Below are 16,277 nucleotides of genomic sequence, written 5' to 3'. Positions count from 1 at the left end.
CGGGCGATGAAACATTTGCGGAGGAACAATCCATGACCATACCCAGGAGATCGCTGCGCGCTGCGGGAACCCTCGCCGCCGCTGCGGTTGTCGGTCTGACCGGAGTGGTTCTCACCGCCGGTCCGGCCGCAGCTCACACCCCTACCTGGGACGTGACCTGTACCGAGGTGAGCCTTCACCTCAGCGCGTACAACGACAGGGTCACCAACCAGGTGACCGTGACCGTTGACGGTAAGGAGCTGCTGCCGACGGAGAGCTTCGGCAAGGGGCTCGACAAGACGATCGACCTGCCTGAGCACGACAAGGCTCTGACGGTGCACCTGTCCGTCAAGGCCGGTGACGGCGACCGGTACTCGAAGGAAGACGAGAAGACGGCACCGGTGTGCGAGGGCCAGACCCCGACGCCCACGCCCACGCCTTCCGAGACGAAGCCGTCCGAGCCGTCCGAGCCGTCCACGCCGGCTGAGACGCCTACGACCTCGGCGCCCACCCCGGCCGACACCCCCAGCGAGTCCGCTTCGTCGTCTGCGCCCGCCGCAGCCGCGCCGAGCCCCTCCTCGCCGGACCTGGCCGAGACCGGTTCGTCGTCCGCCACTCCCGTCATCGGTGGTGCGGCTGTCGCCGTGCTGCTGGCCGGTGGCGGCATCATGTGGTCCGTGCGCAAGCGTCGCGCGGCTCAGCACTGACGTAGTCCGGCGGTCCGGGCGTTCGGCGCCCGGTAGGCCGGTCGAGGGGCGTGCCGCAACGCGTTCGGCGTGGCGGCACGCCCCTCAACGCTGTCCACCCACCGTGTCCATGGAACCGACACCCCGTCCGGGCGACTGACATCGCGTCCGGAGGCGGCCGCGGGACGCACCGGTGGCTACCGGGTGTCCGTGGACCGGTGGACCGGCGGGGATGTGGGCGGCGCAGCGGGGCCGATCTCGCACCAGACGGCCTTGCCCTCGCCGCGCGGCTCGATGCCCCACCGCGTGGAGACGGCGTCCAGGAGGAGCAGCCCCCGCCCGGAAGTGGCCGTCTCGCCCGGTGTCCGGCGCCTGGGCCACGCGCTGGAGCGGTCCTGCACCGACAGCCGTACCCGCCGCACCGGTTCAGGCAGTACCTCCAGAGTGAGCACCGCTCCGCCCTCCGTGTGAAGCAGCACGTTCACCAGCAGCTCCCCGGTCACCAGCTCCGCGTCGTCCGCGAGTTCGGCCATGCCCCAGTCGGTCAGCGCCTGCCGCACGATCGTCCGCGCGTCGGAGAGCCCCTCCGGGTCGGCCTGATGGATGTACTGGTGCAGCCGTGGCGCCCGGGGCGAACCCGGGTCCGGACTGCGTCGCAGCACCAGCAACGCCACGTCGTCGCCCGAGCCCCAGCGCTCCCACAGCCGGTCCGACAGATGATCGGCCAGCGCCTCCGCCCCGGCCGGGCCCGCGCTCACCTCGTTGACGAGTGTGCGCACCCCCGCGTCGATGTCGGCGCCGGGCTCCTCGACCAGCCCGTCGGTGTACAGGACCAGCGTCTCTCCGGGGACCAGATCGAGCCGCGTCTCGGGGTACTCCTCGTCCCCGAAATCGGTTGAGATGCCCAGGGGCAGGCCGCCGCGTACCTGCGGGCTGCCGACCCGGCCGTCCGTGTGCCGGATCAGCGGCCCGAAGTGACCGGCACGCACCACCCGCACCGTTCCGGTGCCGAGATCGACCTGGGCGTAGGTGCAGGTGGCGAACCGGTCCGTGTCCAGTTCGGCGAGGAACCGGGAGGCGCGGGCCAGCACCGTCGACGGCGGATGCCCCTCCCCGGCGTACGCACGCAGCGCGATCCGCAACTGGCCCATGATCGCGGCCGCATGCGTGTCGTGGCCCTGCACGTCGCCCACCACGATGCCGAAGCGGTCCTTCGGCAGCGCGATCACGTCGTACCAGTCACCGCCGACCTGACGGCCGCTCCACGCCGCGTGGTAGCGGACCGCGATCTCGCCGCCCTCGATGTCATGGATCCGCCGGGGCAGCATCGTGGACTGGAGACCGGTGGCGAATTCCCGTTCCTCGTCGAAGAGCTTGGCCCGCTGGAGGGACTGGGCGACGATCGCGGCGAGACCCAGACACAGATTGCGCTCGTCCGCGTTGAAAGCCGTGCGCTCACGGTAGAAGAGCGCCAGCCCGCCGAGTGAACGCGCCTGCGCGACGAGCGGCAGATAGGCCGCGGCCTGGAACTTCAGCCGTCCCACATACGGCTCCAGCACCGGATAGCGCCGGGTGAGCGCGCCGAGCGAGCTCACGAAGCGCGGCCGCCCGCTGAGAACGGTGTCGGCCAACGGGAAGCTCCGGTCGAGCCGGCCCTGCCCCAGCTCGTCCATGACCTCCAGGGAGTCGCCGCTCAGCGCGATGACATTCAGCGTGGCGTTGTCCAGGAGCCCGAGCGCGAGACCGTCGGCGCCCAGCCGGGCCAGACCGCCCGGTCCCGTCAGAGCGGCCGTCACGTCGTCCACGGTCACCGCCCGCGACAACGCACTCGTTGTACGTTCAACAATGTCGGTCTGGCGCTGACGGCGTTTTTCCAGTTCCAGCACGAAGGCCGAATGGGTGACTTCCGCCGTCGCGTCCCGCACCACCCCGATCACCCGGTGTGCCCGGCCGTCGGCGCTGCGCAGGATGCGCGCCTGGATATGGGTCCACTGGTCGCCGCTCTCGTCCGTCGGGACCCGGAAATGGACACTGTACGAGCTGCGCCCGCCTTTGACGGCCTCGTCGATCGCCGTATCGAGACGGGCCCGCTCCTCGGGCTCCAGCCGCTCCACCAGGGACTCCGGCCGTGAATCGAAAGTGGCCGGATCCAGGCCGAACACCAGCAGGCCCGCCTCGTCGATGTCCAGCGTCCGGGCATCGAGATCCCACTCGAAACTGCCGGTGCGGTTCATGGCAAGCCGCTCCGCCGTCCCGGTGTCGCCGTTGCGCGCCTTCCCGGCCGACGGGCCGGGCCGGACCGGGATGATCGGTGGCCGGTCGTGATCGGTCATTCCTGCTCCGAAGATCGTCCGGCGGGGCTGCCGTACTGCCTGAGCCAATTGTCCGGCCGGTCGGGTACGGCTGCCACAGCGGAAACCCTCCCGGACAGTGGCCGGGCCGCCGCCCCGTGGCCGCCACCACCCCTCGTACCCGGGCTCCGGGACCGCCGCGCACAATGGCATCGCAAGGCCGTCCGTGACCGGCGGAGCGGCACCTACTGGGGCTGACCGGAGCGCGCGCATGAACCACGAGGATCCCGTCCTGCTGCACACCGAGGGGCGCATCCGCCACCTCACGCTCAACCGGCCCCGGGCCCTCAACGCGCTGAACCACACCATGGTGCTGCGCATGGCGGAAGCGCTGGACGCGGCGGAACGGGACGACTCGGTCGCCGCCGTGGTGCTCACGGGTGCGGGGGAGCGGGGACTGTGCGCCGGCGGCGACATCCGCGCCATCCGCGACGACGCCCTGGCCGGCGGCGGGACCGCACTGGACTTCTGGCGTGACGAGTACCGGCTGAACGCCCGTATCGCCCGGTTCTCCAAGCCATACGTCGCGATCATGGACGGCATCGTGATGGGCGGCGGTGTCGGCGTCTCGGCCCATGGCTCGATCCGGGTCGTCACGGAGCGTTCGCGCATCGCGATGCCCGAGACCGGTATCGGGTTCGTCCCGGACGTCGGAGGCACCTACCTGCTGGGCAGGGCGCCCGGCGAGCTCGGCACCCACCTGGCGCTCACCGGGGCAGCCGTCGGCGCGGCGGACGCGCTGCTGTGCGGACTCGCCGGCCACTTCGTGCCGTCGCGGGAGCTTCCCGGCCTGGTCGCCGCCCTCGACCTGTGCACCACGCCCTCGGACGTCGCCGCGACGGTGCGGCGCTTCACCGGTGCGGCCGCCGGGGGCGAACTGGCCGCGCAGCGCGGCTGGATCGACTCCTGCTACAGCGCCGGAACGGTCGAGGAGATCGTCGAGCGCCTCGGTGACTGCGGCGAGCCCGCCGCGAAGGAGACCGCCGCCACGATCCTGGCGAAGTCGCCCACCGCCCTCAAGGTGACCTTCGAAGCCGTCCGCAGGGCGCGCCGCCTCGACCGCCTGGAGGCCGTGCTGGACCAGGAGTTCCGGGTCTCGTCCACCGCCTTCACCCGGCCCGACCTGGTCGAGGGCGTACGCGCCCAGATCGTCGACAAGGACCGGAACCCGCGCTGGAGCCCCGCCCGGCTCACCGAGGTCACCGACGCCGACGTGGAGCGGTTCTTCGCCCCCCTCGGCGACGGCGAACTCGGCCTGGACGCCTCGGCGGCTCCCTGAGGGGCCGCCCGCCTCAGAGGGCGTTGGGCCCGGTCACCGTACGGAAGGGCAGGCCCAGCAGGTCCGCGGCGGCCCGGAAGTCCCGCGCACGGTGGCCGGTGCACAGCGCCCAGTGGTGACCGATGCCCGTGGCGGACCAGGCATCGGTCCACTCACCGGGATCGAAGCCGAAGTCCACCCGGCAGGTCGTGTTGCCGATCTCCAGGAGGGGACCGGGCACGACCTCCCCCTCGGACGCGATCAGGACGAACGAGCCGTCGGCCTCCTGACCGATACCGAACGTGGTGACCGGCCCGTGGGTGACGTCGAATTCGACGCTGACACCCCAGCCGCGCTTGCCGTGGTAGACACCCAGACCGCGTAGCAGCGGGTCCTTCGCGCTGATCGCCAGATGGGCCGGGCCGTCGTGACCCATCTCCACCACCCGGTCGCGGAAGTTGAGCGCCTGGAGTTCGGTGAACGAACCGCCCGCCCCCATGGTGTCGGCGATCAGCATGGCGAGGCTGGTGCGCAGCTCGTACTCACCGGCCATCGGTACCCCGCGGGCGGTCAGCAGCGAGGCGCCCAGGATCATCCCGGCCCCCAGCCGCTCGTGGATCTCGCCCTCAAGACCCCGGTGGTAGTAGGCGAGGCTGTCGAGCGCGAAATCGGCCACCAGCCGGTCCAGACCGACCGAGACCCGGGCCGCCCAGGCGAGATCGCCCTCGTCGACCGAATCGTCCAGAGTGAAGACCTCCCGGGCCAGGGCGACCCGTTCGGCGGTCTCCTTCTCCGTGACCGCCGAGACCCTGACCCGCAGGTCGTCGAACTCCAGAACCTCGACATGGCCGCCCAGCTGCGAGGAGACCAGCGTCAGGTCGGTGGAGACGTCGAGCATGCCCGGGTACAGATGCCCCATCAGCCCGTGGCGGCCGTGGCGCAGCGCACCGCGCACCCCGGCGGCCGAGATCCAGCGGCGGATCCGGCCCCAGGCGTTCTCGTCGTGCAGATGGCCCGAGACCGAGCGGAACGGGATGCCGCTGCGCCGGAACACGTTGGCGACCTCCGGCAGCGGGCACTGACCGCAGTACGCCAGCCACTCGCCGGTGCCGGTGTTCGCGTGGTCCATGGCCTCGGTCGGCTGGAGGTCGATGACCAGCACCGGGGTGTGCGTGCGCTGGGCGACCGGCAGCACCATCGACGCGGTGAGGTACGTCGTCAGGAACGTCACCACCAGATCGCAGTCGGCCCGCCGCAGCTGCTCGGCAGCCCTGGCCGACTCCTGCGGATCGGAGACGAAGCCCGCGTCGACCACCTCGCACCCCATCTCCTCGATCCGCGCGGTCACGAACCGGGCCGACTCCCGGAGCTGTTCGAGAAGGCCGGGGAACTGCGGCCAGTACGCGCCGAGCCCGCCGGAGACCAGGCCCACCCGGGTCCGGCGGCGGGACGTGCGTGCCAGGGCGCCGTTGGGCTCGGTGGTGCGGTCGTCAGACATCAGGTATTTCCTTTCCTCGCAGCTGATTTCCCGGCAGGTGATTTCCCGGTGAGCCGGGCCTCCGCGCGGTCCCAGTCCCGCCCGTCCCCCCTCGGTTCGTAGTGCCGCAGCTCCTGGGTACGGGCGACCAGCCGGCGCATCCCGGCGAGGCCGCCCACCAGACCGTGGGCGCGGGCCTGCAGCAGGATGTTGCCGAGCGCCGTGGCCTCGGCGGGCCCGGCCGTCACGGGCAGCCCGCTCGCGTCCGCCGTCCACTGGCACAGCAGCTCGTTGCGCGAGCCGCCGCCGACCAGATGGATCCGGGTCGGCTCGCGGCCCGCCAGCTCGGCTGCCCTCCGCAACGTCCTGCGGTGGGCCAGCGCCAGGCTCTCCAGCACGCACCGCACGTAGCCGCCACGAGTCCCCGGGGGCTGCTGCCCCGTCCGCAGCAGATACGCGTCGATCCGGGAGGGCATGTCGTCCGGCGCGAGGAACGCCTCGTCATCCGGATCGATCACCGCGGCGAACGGCGCAGCCTCGGCCGCGCCGGCCAGCAGCCCGGCGAGTCCGGTGGCCGGGCCCTCGCGGTCCCACGCCCTGCGGCACTCCTCCAGCAGCCACATGCCCATGATGTTGCGGAGGTACCGGACGGTGCCGTCCACCCCGCGCTCATTGGTGAAGTTCGCCGCCCGCGACTCCTCGGACAGCACCGGGGCGTCCAGCTCCAGACCGGCCAGCGACCAGGTGCCGCACGAGACGTACGCGAAGTCCGGCTCGGTCGCCGGTACCGCCACGACCGCCGACGCCGTGTCGTGCGAGGCGACGGTGGTCACCGGGGTCCCGGCCGGCAGCCCCGTGGCCGCGACGACGTGGGCCAGCAGCGTCCCCGCCGGATCACCCGGCTCACGCAGCGGCGGAAAGAGCGAACGCGCCAGCCCCAGCCGCCCGATCAGCGCGTCCGACCAGCCACCGGCCCGCGCGTCGAACAGACCGGTCGTCGACGCGTTCGTGATCTCCGCACCCACAGAGCCAGTCAGCCAGTGCACCAGCAGATCAGGCATCAGCAGCACAGTCCGTGCCGCCTCCCACTGGGCCGTGGCACGGTGGGCCAGCAGCTGGAACACCGTGTTGAACGGCAGATGCTGCAACCCGCTCACGGCATAGAGCTCCGCCGCGCCGCAGCCCTCCGGCAGCCGCCGCGACATGCCGTCGCCGCGTCCGTCCCGATAGTGGAACGGCACCCCGAGCAGCGCCCCGTCGGCATCCAGCAGACCGTAGTCCACCGCCCAGGTGTCGATGCCGACCGAAGCGATCGGACCGCTGTGCCCGGCCGCCCGCAACCCGGCCAGCATCCCCTGGTACAGGGCCAGTACGTCCCAGTGCAGCCCGTCCGGCAGCCGCACCGGTTCGTTGGCGAACCGGTACGCCTCGGTCAGCACCAACGTGCCGGCGCCGACCCGGCCCGTCATCACCCGGCCACTGGTGGCACCGAGATCCACGGCGGCGAAGACGGCCTCGCCGGCCCGTCGGCCGGATGAGTTCACAGCCATCGGGATCGTGTCCGGGTCATCGCAGGAAGGCCGCGGCCACACCGGCGTCGACCGGGATGTGCAGACCCGTGGTGTGCGTGAGGTCGCCGCCGGTCAGAGCGAACACGGCGTTGGCGACATGCTCGGGCAGCACCTCGCGCTTGAGCAGGGTCCGCTGGGCGTAGAACTCCCCGAGCTTCTCCTCCTCGATGCCGTACGTCGCCGCCCGCTGGGCGCCCCAGCCGGCGGCGAAGATCCCCGAACCGCGCACCACACCGTCCGGGTTGACGCCGTTCACCCGGATCCCGTGCTCGCCCAGCTCCGCGGCCAGCAGCCGCACCTGATGGGCCTGGTCGGCCTTGGTCGCGGAGTACGCGATGTTGTTCGGACCCGCGAACACGGCGTTCTTGGAGGCGATGTAGATGATGTCGCCGCCGATGCCCTGAGCCCGCATCACCCGGGCTGCCTCCCGCGACACCAGGAACGAACCGCGCGCCATGATGTCGTGCTGCAGATCCCAGTCGCGCACCGTCGTCTCCAGCAGCGGCTTGGAGATGGAGATCCCCGCGTTGTTGACGACGAGGTCCACACCGCCGAAGGCGAGCACGGCGGCCTCGAACGCGGCGGCGATCTGCTCCTCGCTGGTGACGTCGACCGTCACCGCGACCGCCCGGTCAGCTCCGCCGAGGTCCTCGGCGACCGCGGCGGCGCTCTCCGTGTTCAGGTCGGCGACGACCACACAGGCGCCCTCGGCGGCCAGCCGGTGCGCGATGGCCTTGCCGATCCCCGAGCCCGCACCGGTCACCAGTGCCACCCGGGTGGCCAGCGGCTTCGGCTTCGGCATCCGGCGCAGCTTGGCCTCCTCCAGGTCCCAGTACTCGATCCGGAACTTCTCGGACTCCTCGATCGGCGCGTACGAGGAGACGGCCTCGGCGCCGCGCATCACGTTGACGGCGTTGAGGTAGAACTCCCCGGCCACCCGCGCGGTCTGCTTGTCCTTCCCGAAGGAGAACATGCCCACCCCGGGGACCAGCACGATCGCCGGATCCGCACCGCGCATGGCGGGGGAGCCGGGAGTGGAGTGCCGTTCGTAGTACGCCCGGTACGTCTCGCGGTACTCCGCGTGCAGCTCCCGCAGCCGCTCCCCGGCCTCGGCCGGTGGCGCGTCCGCCGGAAGGTCCAGGACCAGCGGCCTGACCTTCGTACGGAGGAAGTGGTCGGGGCACGAGGTGCCGAGCGCGGCGAGGCGCGGATGCTCCGCTCGGGACAGGAAGTCCAGCACCGGGGCGGCGTCGGTGAAGTGCCCCACCTGGGGGCGGTCCGTGGACGCGAGACCGCGGATCAGCGGGGCGAGCGCGGCGGCTCGTTCGCGACGCGCCGCCTCGGGCAGCGGCACCCGGTCCGGCAGTACGGGACCGAAGGGCTCGGCCCTGCCGTGTTCCAGCAGGAACGTCTCGGCGGTACGGATCATCCACAGCGCGTTCTGCTCACACGCGTCGGACGTATCGCCCCAGGCGGTGATTCCATGACCGCCCAGAACCACCCCGACCGCCTGCGGGTTCGCCTCCTTGACCGCGGCGATGTCGAGACCGAGCTGAAACCCCGGCCGGCGCCAGCCCACCCAGGCCACCCTGTCCCCGAAGCACTCGGCGGTCAGCTTCTCGCCGTCGGCCGCGCACGCCAGGGCGATCCCCGAGTCCGGATGCAGGTGGTCGACGTGCGCCGCCTCTACCAGGGCGTGCATGGCGGTGTCGATGGACGGTGCGGCACCGCCCTTGCCGTGCAGGCAGAAGTCGAAGGCCGCCACCATCTCGTCCTCGCGCTCGACGCCCGGGTACACGTCCTTCAGCGCGCGGACCCGGTCCAGCCTGAGGACGGCGAGACCCGCCTCCGTCAGTGTGCCGAGGTCGCCCCCGGAGCCCTTGACCCAGAGCAGTTCGGTCCCGCCACCGGTGACCGGATCGGCGCCGGCCGCCTTCACCGACGTGTTGCCACCTGCGTAGTTGGTGTTGCGGGGATCGGCGCCGATCCGGTGCGCGCGCTCCAGGAGCGCTGCGACCTCGGCGTGCGTCGCGGACGTCATAGGGGTTCCTTCGGGGTGAGAGGTGCGTTCACGGCGGGGGACGGACGGCGGGCGGGTACCGGCGGCAGGGGTCAGGCGCCCCAGCCGGCCTGGGTGCCGCCCACCCGGGCGGCCGCGATGCGCTCCTGGTTACCGGAGGCGAGGTAGGCGGCGAAGGGGTCGCGGGCCAGCCCCTGTTCCTCGCGCACCTCGGCGAGCAGCGGCCGCACATCGGTGTTGTACGCGTCCATCAGGACGGCGTTCGCCGCGAGCACATCGCCCGACCTCTGCGCGGCGCCGAGCGCGTCACCGTCCACCAGCAGCGCCTTCGCGGTCGCCTCCTGCACATTGGCGACCGACCGGATCACCGCCGGGATCTTCGCCTCGATGTTGTGGCACTGGTCGAGCATGAAGTTGACGTTGGTCTCCGGCTTGAGGCCGCCGTTCCTGACCACCTCGTGCATGATCCGGAACAGTTGGAAGGGATCGGCGGCGCCGACCATCAGGTCGTCGTCCGCGTAGAAGCGGGAGTTGAAGTCGAACGCGCCGAGCCGCCCCTCGCGCAGCAGGATCGCCACGATGAACTCGATGTTCGTGCCCGGTGCGTGGTGACCTGTGTCCACGACCACCTGGGCCTTCGGCCCGAGCTTCAGGCAGTGCGCGTAGGCGGTGCCCCAGTCCGGCACGTCCGTCGCGTAGAACGCGGGCTCGAAGAGCTTGTACTCCAGCAGCATCCGCTGGTCGTCGCCCAGCCGTTCGTAGACCTCCGCCAGCGCCTCGGACAGCCGGTCCTGGCGGGTGGCGATATCGTCCTGGCCGGGGTAGTTGGTGCCGTCGGAGAACCACAGCTTGAGATCGGGCGAGCCCGTCTCGTCCATGACGTCGACGCATTCCAGCAGATGGCCGGTCGCCTTGCGCCGCACCGCCGCATCGGGGTGGGTGACCGAACCCAGTCGGTAGTCGTCGTCCTGGAAGACGTTCGAGTTGATCGCGCCGATCCGCAGCCCGAGGCCCTCGGCGTGCCGCGTCAGCGCGGCGTAGTCCGCCACCTTGTCCCAGGGAATGTGCAAGGACACCTTCGGCGCGACCCCCGTGAAGGCGTGCACCTGCGCCGCGTCCTCCATCTTCTCGAACGGGTCGCGTGGCACCCCCGGCTGTGCGAACACCTTGAAACGAGTTCCGGAATTGCCGTAACCCCATGAAGGAGTCTCGATCACCTGAGACTTCAGGGCTGCCTTGACGACCGACACATCAGACATGAGCACCTCGTAAGCAGAGTCATCCGGCGACCGAGGCCGTCAGAGAGGATGTGAATCGTTTCATCTGGAACGTACGCTAGGTTTGGCGCCGACGACTAGTCAAGCGGCTGGCCAGTCTTGTTCGTCGTTTGAACCTCGTTTTGAATCAATTCACCACAGACCGGGGCGACCCGGCCGAAGGCGGGCCCGGCCTGCCCGAGCCGCACGGCTGGGCTCAGTGCCCGCTGTCCGACATGCTCGGGCGGAGCGACCGGACGAGTTCGAAGAACCGTGACTCGTTGCCCGAGAGCCCGGCCCGCCGCAGCGCGCCGTCGGCCTCCTCGATCGGTGCGGCGAGCAGGGGCATGTAGAGCGGGGCGTCATCCGGGTCGCAGAGGGCAGCCCGGGTGGCTTCCAGCAGACGGACGTACGCCTGCGCCGCGGCGAGTTCGTCATCGCGCATCTCAGCATCTCCCGGTCAGAGGTGTCGGACCCACAAGCATCCTCCATGGGTCTGACAACACCCCTCGGCCAAGCCCCAGCGCGGTCCCTACGGGCCGTCAGGCCCGCGCACGCCGGCCGGTGGCTCGACCTCCAGGAATCTCCGGCGGCGCGGGCCGTGGTACAGCAGCGCGATCCAGCCCGACGCCCGCAACGCCGCCGCGCACCGGTTCAGTTCGTCGGCCTCCTCGTGCGCCGCCCCGCTGCCGGGCGGGCCGAGCCATTGAACGCGTACGGTCCCCGGGGCCGTTGCGGCCTCCACCCGGTACCCGGTCGCGGTACGCCGCCCCGACGCGTCGACCGCCGAGGCGGACAGTCCCGACGCCTCCAGCGTGAGGGCGACGGCGCGTACCGGCCTGTGCAGCTCCCACGGGGCCGGAACGGACTCCGGGTCCGGGTGCCCGGAGTTGGCCAGCCGCCGGATCTGCACCATCCCGGCGAACGCTGCCCGTACCGCGGCGGCACGCTTCTCCGCCGGGCCCAGGGGTGACGGACCCTCACCGGTGGCCGGTTCGAAACCGGCCTCCTCCTCGGTGCCCATCCGCTTCCCCCTTCGCCCGTACGCGCTTGCCGCCAGTGTGCGCCGCCGCACTGACAACGGCGCGCCACTGGCCACGGGGCTCCGGCCGGAGGCCCGGGGCCGGTGTCAGGCGATGTCTGTGAGGACCTTGCCCGGGTTCAGGATGCCGTGCGGGTCGAGCGCCGCCTTCACCGCGTGGTGCATGGCGAGCACCGCGGGACCCAGCTCCTTGTCCATGCCGCGCATCTTCAGCAGTCCGACCCCGTGCTCGCCCGTGACCGTGCCGCCGAGCGCGATCGCGTCGTCCAGGATGTCCTCGAAGGCGGACTGCGCGCGGGCCCGCGCCGCTTCATCACCTGGCGGCGTGATGATCAGGGGATGCAGATTGCCGTCCCCCGCATGGGCGATGTTGGCGATCAGGACGTCGTGCCTGGCCGCCGTCCGCTCGATCCGGGCCAGCATCTCCGGAACGGCGGTACGAGGCACGCAGACGTCCTCCGTCAGGACCGGGCCGAGCCGTTCGAGCGCCGGATATGCCAGCCGTCGGGCCTGGAACAGGGCATCGGCCTCCTGCTGGTCGGTGGAGACCGCGGCCCAGCTCGCGCCGGCCTGTTCGAAGCAGTCCCGGATCAGCTCGGCCTCGGCGTCACCCTCGGCCCCGGGAGTGTCCACCCGCCCGAGCAGCACCACGTCCGCGTCCGCGGACAGCCCCATCTTCTTCCAAGCGTCCACGGCGGCGAGGCAGTGGCGGTCGACCAGTTCGAGTGCGGACGGGATGACACCGGACGCGGTCACGGCGCTCACCGCCTCACCGGCGGCGACCACCGACGAGAAGTAGCCCGCGACCGTCCGCTCCTGGAGGCGTGCCGGGCGCAGCCGTACGGTGATCTCCGTGATCACCCCGAGTGTGCCCTCGGAGCCCACCATCAGCCCGGCCAGGTCGTACCCCGCCACACCCTTCGCGGTGCGGCGTCCGAGCGAGACGACCTCGCCGAGCCCGTTGACCACTTCGAGGCCCAGCACGTAGTCGCGGGTCACGCCGTACTTGACGCAGCACATACCGCCCGCGTTGGTCGCGACGTTCCCGCCGATCGTGGACCACGGGGAACTCGCCGGATCCGGCGGATACCAGAGCCCGTGCTCCGCGCAGGCCGCCCGGAGGTCGTCGTTGACCACACCGGGCTGGACCACTGCCAGCCGCTCGGCGGCGTCGATGTCGACGATCCGGTTCATGTCCTCGAACGACAGGATGATCGCCCCGTCCACGGCGTTGGCCCCGCCGGACAGGCCGGTGCCCGCGCCACGAGGCACCAGGGGAATGCGGTGGGCGAGACAGCGGCGCACCACCTCCCGCACCTCGTCGGTGCTCGCCGGGCGGACCACGGCCAGCGGCATCCCGTACGGAGCCCACTCGGCCTCGTCGTGCTGGTACCGGGCCAGGCCCGCCGGATCGGTCAGTACCCGCCTGGCCGGAATGCTGTCGACCGGTGCGTTCGCCACGATGGTGGCCACCTCCCATAAAGATGTATTAACCACCATTGTCGCGCGCGGGACTGCCGGCTGCGGGGGAGGCCCCCCGTTCTCCCGAACGGGCACCGCGTGGACCGGGCCCGCCGGGGACCTCGGTAGGCTCGGCCGTTCATGGACCCCGCACACCGAAGGACACTCGCACCGTGCCCGATACCGACCGAGCTCCCGGCACCGACGACCCGGAGGGCACCGGCCGGGCAGGACTGCGCTCCGACTGCGGGAACTGCTTCGGGCTGTGCTGTGTCGCGCTGACCCTCACCCGCTCCGCGGACTTCGCCATCAACAAGGACGCCGGCAAACCCTGCCGGAACCTTCAGGACGACTTCCGCTGCGGCATCCACACCAGGCTGCGTTCCGAGGGCTTTCCCGGCTGCACCGTGTACGACTGCTTCGGCGCCGGACAGAAGGTGTCGGGGGAGACCTTCGGCGGACAGGACTGGCGCGCGGCCCCGGAGAGCGCCCAGCGGATGTTCGAGGTCTTCCCGGTCATGCGGCAGCTGCACGAGCTGCTCTGGTATCTGACGGAGGCGGCCGAGCTGGCACCGGCCCGCCCCCTCCACGGCGAGATCGGCCGCACCCTCGACGAGACGGAGCGCCTCACCCACCTCGACGCCGCCGCCCTCGCGGAACTGGACGTCGCCGCTCACCGTGACGACGTCGCCGCCCTGCTCGCGCGCACCAGCGAGCTCGTCCGCGCCACCGCCCCTCGTAAGAAGAAGCGCGACCACCGCGGCGCCGACCTCATCGGCGCCCGCCTCAGGGGAGCCGACCTGCGCGGCGGCGACCTGCGCGGTGCCTGCCTCATCGCGGCGGACCTGGCCGGCGCCGATCTCAGGCTCGCCGACCTCATCGGCGCGGACGTCCGGGACGCGCGACTGTCCGGTGCGGACCTCACCGGAGCACTCTTCCTGACGCAGGCACAGCTCAACGCTGCCCGGGGGAACGGCGCCACCCGGATCCCCGTGTCGCTCAGCCGTCCCTCGCACTGGGAGCATTGAGGGAGCAGCCGGTTACGCCTCCGGCGCGTCCCCGTCCAGCGGAGCCTCCAGCGCCGCCTTGAGCCGCTGGAGCGTCGTGCGGATGTTGCCGCGCTGGAAGTCCGCGAAGGTGTGACCCCGGGTGGCCGCCCGGTCGAAGGCGTTGGCCAGGAAGTCCGGCCAGCCGCGACGGTCGTCGGTCCAGGTCTCGGTGACCAGGGTGCCGCCGTCCACCGCCTCGAACCGGTACTCCCAGGTGGCGATTGCGCCGGGGAGCCGCGGCCGCCGGGCGCCGATCGCGTGGACCCGGAAGGCGAACCGCTCACCCGGATCGGCGGCGGTCACCGTGCACCGCGTCGTCCAGTTCATCCTGCCGCGCTTGTTGCGGCCCTCGAAGACCATGCCGACGTGCGCCTCCCGGCGCTCCCCGAGCACCTTCGCGCCCCGGTTCTCCGGACTCCAGCGCCCCATCGCGGTCGGGTCGCTGACCTGTGCGTACACCGCAGAGGGCGCGACGGAGACCACCGTGCTGTCCGAGACGGACATGGTGCGGGTCATGAAGCACTTCCGATCCGCGGCCGACTGCGGCAACCACCGGGCGTCGGGACGGCCGCACGGCCGACGGGCTCCCGGGCCCCACACCCTACTGGCCGGTCACATACGCTGTGGCGGCGGGCGTCGCGACCGTCCCCGTATCCGGTGCGCGGGATCGAGAACGCATCCGCTCCGCTGTTCGTTGCACAGGTGGCGTATCCGGATCATCACCGACAACCGGACCGAGGAGCCCCGCACATGCCCAGCCGCACAGACACCGGCCGTACCGAGCCAGACAGCACAGAGGCAGGCCGCACCCGCCTGGTCGAAGGCCTCATGGAGCGGTTCCCGCACGTGCCCAGGGAGGCCGTGATCAAGGAGGACCTGCTGCGTGGCGGCCTGGCCTTCGACGAGTCCGCGCTCAGCGACAACGAGGGCGGTGACGTCAAGCCGAAGTCGTACTTCATCTTCTCCTTCGACCACGGCACCCTGCCCGAGCTGGGGGCCGCCGCCCTGCGCCGGCCGCCGGAGGAGATCGTCCTCACCGGCGGACCGTACGAACTGCGGCGCACCGTGGTCTCCGTGCGGGTGAACCCCGCATCGCCCTACCGGGTCGCGGCCGACGCCGACGGCGTGCTCGGGCTCTACCTCGACGGCAGGCGGATCTCCGACGTCGGCCTTCCCCCGATGCCGGACTACTACCGGCACACGCTGGAGAACGGCAAGTCCGTGATGGAGGTGGCGCCCACCATCCAGTGGGGCTACCTCGTCTACCTGACGGTCTTCCGGGTCTGCCAGTACTTCGGCGCCAAGGAGGAGTGCCAGTACTGCGACATCAACCACAACTGGCGCCAGCACAAGGCCGCAGGCCGTCCGTACACCGGGGTGAAGCCGGTCGAGGAGGTCCTTGAGGCGCTGGCCATCATCGACCGCTACGACACCGCGAAGACGTCCACGGCCTACACGCTCACCGGCGGAGCCATCACCTCGCACATCGGCGGACGGGACGAGGCCGACTTCTACGGCCAGTACGCGAAGGCCATCGAGGAGCGCTTCCCCGGCCGCTGGATCGGCAAGGTCGTCGCCCAGGCCCTGCCCAAGGCGGACGTGCAGCGCTTCCACGACTACGGCGTGCAGATCTACCACCCCAACTACGAGGTGTGGGATCCCCGGCTGTTCGAGCTGTATTGCCCCGGCAAGGAGCGCTACGTCGGCCGCGACGAATGGCACCGCCGCATCCTGGACTCCGCCGAGGTCTTCGGCGCCCGCAACGTCATTCCCAATTTCGTCGCAGGCGTGGAGATGGCCGAACCCTTCGGGTTCACCACGGTGAAGGAGGCCATCGACTCCACCACGGAGGGCCTGCGGTTCTTCATGTCGCACGGCATCACGCCCCGCTTCACCACCTGGTGCCCCGAGCCCACGACACCGCTGGGGAAGACGAACCCGGACGGCGCGCCGCTGGAGTACCACATCCGGCTGCTGGACGCCTACCGCTCGACGATGGAGGAGTACGGACTGACCTCGCCCCCCGGCTACGGTCCGCCGGGTCCCGGGCGCGCGGTGTTCTCCGTGAGCTCCTTCATGGACAGCCTGCCGGCCCGCCCCGAGGACGAGAAGCCCTGACGGCGTACT

The 16,277-nt window shown here is 71.2% G+C and carries 13 protein-coding genes; 4 read left to right on the top strand and 9 right to left on the bottom strand.

The features are described from left to right. Positions 1–32: 32 nt before the first annotated feature. On the top strand, positions 33–686 hold the full coding sequence (locus tag ACZ601_RS00525) for an LAETG motif-containing sortase-dependent surface protein (protein WP_440574821.1): 654 nt from the start codon (positions 33–35) through the stop codon (positions 684–686). 176 nt (positions 687–862) lie between these two features. Here ACZ601_RS00525 and ACZ601_RS00520 read toward each other — a convergent pair whose 3' ends face one another. Beyond that, positions 863–2,998 (bottom strand): SpoIIE family protein phosphatase, encoded by a 2,136-nt coding sequence (locus ACZ601_RS00520; RefSeq protein ID WP_440577682.1) that lies wholly within the window; start codon positions 2,996–2,998, stop codon positions 863–865. A 229-nt stretch (positions 2,999–3,227) separates the two neighbouring features. On the opposite strand from ACZ601_RS00520, the gene ACZ601_RS00515 reads away from it, so the two are divergent. After that, the gene (locus ACZ601_RS00515) at positions 3,228–4,295 is read left to right on the top strand and encodes an enoyl-CoA hydratase/isomerase family protein (RefSeq protein ID WP_469531671.1); all 1,068 of its coding nucleotides are present in this window, start codon (positions 3,228–3,230) and stop codon (positions 4,293–4,295) included. Positions 4,296–4,308: 13 nt separating this feature from the next. Here ACZ601_RS00515 and ACZ601_RS00510 read toward each other — a convergent pair whose 3' ends face one another. The 7 genes from ACZ601_RS00510 to ACZ601_RS00480 form a co-directional block, all read right to left on the bottom strand. Beyond that, positions 4,309–5,772: an arabinose isomerase gene (locus tag ACZ601_RS00510; protein ID WP_469531670.1), complete on the bottom strand. Its 1,464-nt coding sequence runs from the start codon at positions 5,770–5,772 to the stop codon at positions 4,309–4,311. Next, entirely contained in the window at positions 5,772–7,301 is a 1,530-nt protein-coding gene (locus ACZ601_RS00505) for a rhamnulokinase (protein ID WP_469531668.1), read from the bottom strand. The genes ACZ601_RS00510 and ACZ601_RS00505 overlap by 1 nt, the downstream gene beginning before the upstream one ends. Positions 7,302–7,317: 16 nt before the next feature. Next, entirely contained in the window at positions 7,318–9,363 is a 2,046-nt protein-coding gene (locus tag ACZ601_RS00500) for a bifunctional aldolase/short-chain dehydrogenase (protein ID WP_469531666.1), read from the bottom strand. Between the two features lie 71 nt (positions 9,364–9,434). Next, on the bottom strand, positions 9,435–10,601 hold the full coding sequence (gene rhaI / locus ACZ601_RS00495; protein WP_469531664.1) for an L-rhamnose isomerase: 1,167 nt from the start codon (positions 10,599–10,601) through the stop codon (positions 9,435–9,437). A gap of 214 nt (positions 10,602–10,815) precedes the next feature. After that, positions 10,816–11,043 (bottom strand): hypothetical protein, encoded by a 228-nt coding sequence (locus ACZ601_RS00490; protein ID WP_469531662.1) that lies wholly within the window; start codon positions 11,041–11,043, stop codon positions 10,816–10,818. Between the two features lie 87 nt (positions 11,044–11,130). Then, complete coding sequence (locus tag ACZ601_RS00485; protein WP_469531660.1) at positions 11,131–11,622, bottom strand: hypothetical protein; 492 nt, start codon at positions 11,620–11,622, stop codon at positions 11,131–11,133. Positions 11,623–11,727: 105 nt separating this feature from the next. Beyond that, complete coding sequence (locus ACZ601_RS00480) at positions 11,728–13,101, bottom strand: FAD-binding oxidoreductase (protein WP_469531659.1); 1,374 nt, start codon at positions 13,099–13,101, stop codon at positions 11,728–11,730. A gap of 173 nt (positions 13,102–13,274) precedes the next feature. Between ACZ601_RS00480 and ACZ601_RS00475 the strand changes: the two genes are divergently transcribed. Beyond that, on the top strand, positions 13,275–14,129 hold the full coding sequence (locus ACZ601_RS00475; protein WP_469531657.1) for a pentapeptide repeat-containing protein: 855 nt from the start codon (positions 13,275–13,277) through the stop codon (positions 14,127–14,129). A 12-nt stretch (positions 14,130–14,141) separates the two neighbouring features. Here ACZ601_RS00475 and ACZ601_RS00470 read toward each other — a convergent pair whose 3' ends face one another. After that, positions 14,142–14,666: an SRPBCC family protein gene (locus tag ACZ601_RS00470; RefSeq protein WP_469531656.1), complete on the bottom strand. Its 525-nt coding sequence runs from the start codon at positions 14,664–14,666 to the stop codon at positions 14,142–14,144. Positions 14,667–14,900: 234 nt separating this feature from the next. On the opposite strand from ACZ601_RS00470, the gene ACZ601_RS00465 reads away from it, so the two are divergent. Then, the gene (locus ACZ601_RS00465) at positions 14,901–16,268 is read left to right on the top strand and encodes a radical SAM protein (protein WP_469531654.1); all 1,368 of its coding nucleotides are present in this window, start codon (positions 14,901–14,903) and stop codon (positions 16,266–16,268) included. The last annotated feature ends 9 nt before the right edge of the window (positions 16,269–16,277 follow it).

The organism is Streptomyces sp. NPDC104307 (genome assembly GCF_055584045.1).
Note: the sequence above shows the minus strand (reverse complement) of the source record. Positions and strands in the feature narration are given on the sequence as shown.

What these genes read in the sequence shown, in the direction of transcription:
- ACZ601_RS00525 (WP_440574821.1), top strand. Translation starts at nt 33, where the DNA reads ATGACCATACCCAGGAGATCGCTGCGCGCTGCGGGAACCCTCGCCGCC.
- ACZ601_RS00520 (WP_440577682.1), bottom strand. Translation starts at nt 2,998, where the DNA reads ATGACCGATCACGACCGGCCACCGATCATCCCGGTCCGGCCCGGCCCG.
- ACZ601_RS00515 (WP_469531671.1), top strand. Translation starts at nt 3,228, where the DNA reads ATGAACCACGAGGATCCCGTCCTGCTGCACACCGAGGGGCGCATCCGC.
- ACZ601_RS00510 (WP_469531670.1), bottom strand. Translation starts at nt 5,772, where the DNA reads ATGTCTGACGACCGCACCACCGAGCCCAACGGCGCCCTGGCACGCACG.
- ACZ601_RS00505 (WP_469531668.1), bottom strand. Translation starts at nt 7,301, where the DNA reads ATGGCTGTGAACTCATCCGGCCGACGGGCCGGCGAGGCCGTCTTCGCC.
- ACZ601_RS00500 (WP_469531666.1), bottom strand. Translation starts at nt 9,363, where the DNA reads ATGACGTCCGCGACGCACGCCGAGGTCGCAGCGCTCCTGGAGCGCGCG.
- rhaI (WP_469531664.1), bottom strand. Translation starts at nt 10,601, where the DNA reads ATGTCTGATGTGTCGGTCGTCAAGGCAGCCCTGAAGTCTCAGGTGATC.
- ACZ601_RS00490 (WP_469531662.1), bottom strand. Translation starts at nt 11,043, where the DNA reads ATGCGCGATGACGAACTCGCCGCGGCGCAGGCGTACGTCCGTCTGCTG.
- ACZ601_RS00485 (WP_469531660.1), bottom strand. Translation starts at nt 11,622, where the DNA reads ATGGGCACCGAGGAGGAGGCCGGTTTCGAACCGGCCACCGGTGAGGGT.
- ACZ601_RS00470 (WP_469531656.1), bottom strand. Translation starts at nt 14,666, where the DNA reads ATGACCCGCACCATGTCCGTCTCGGACAGCACGGTGGTCTCCGTCGCG.
- ACZ601_RS00465 (WP_469531654.1), top strand. Translation starts at nt 14,901, where the DNA reads ATGCCCAGCCGCACAGACACCGGCCGTACCGAGCCAGACAGCACAGAG.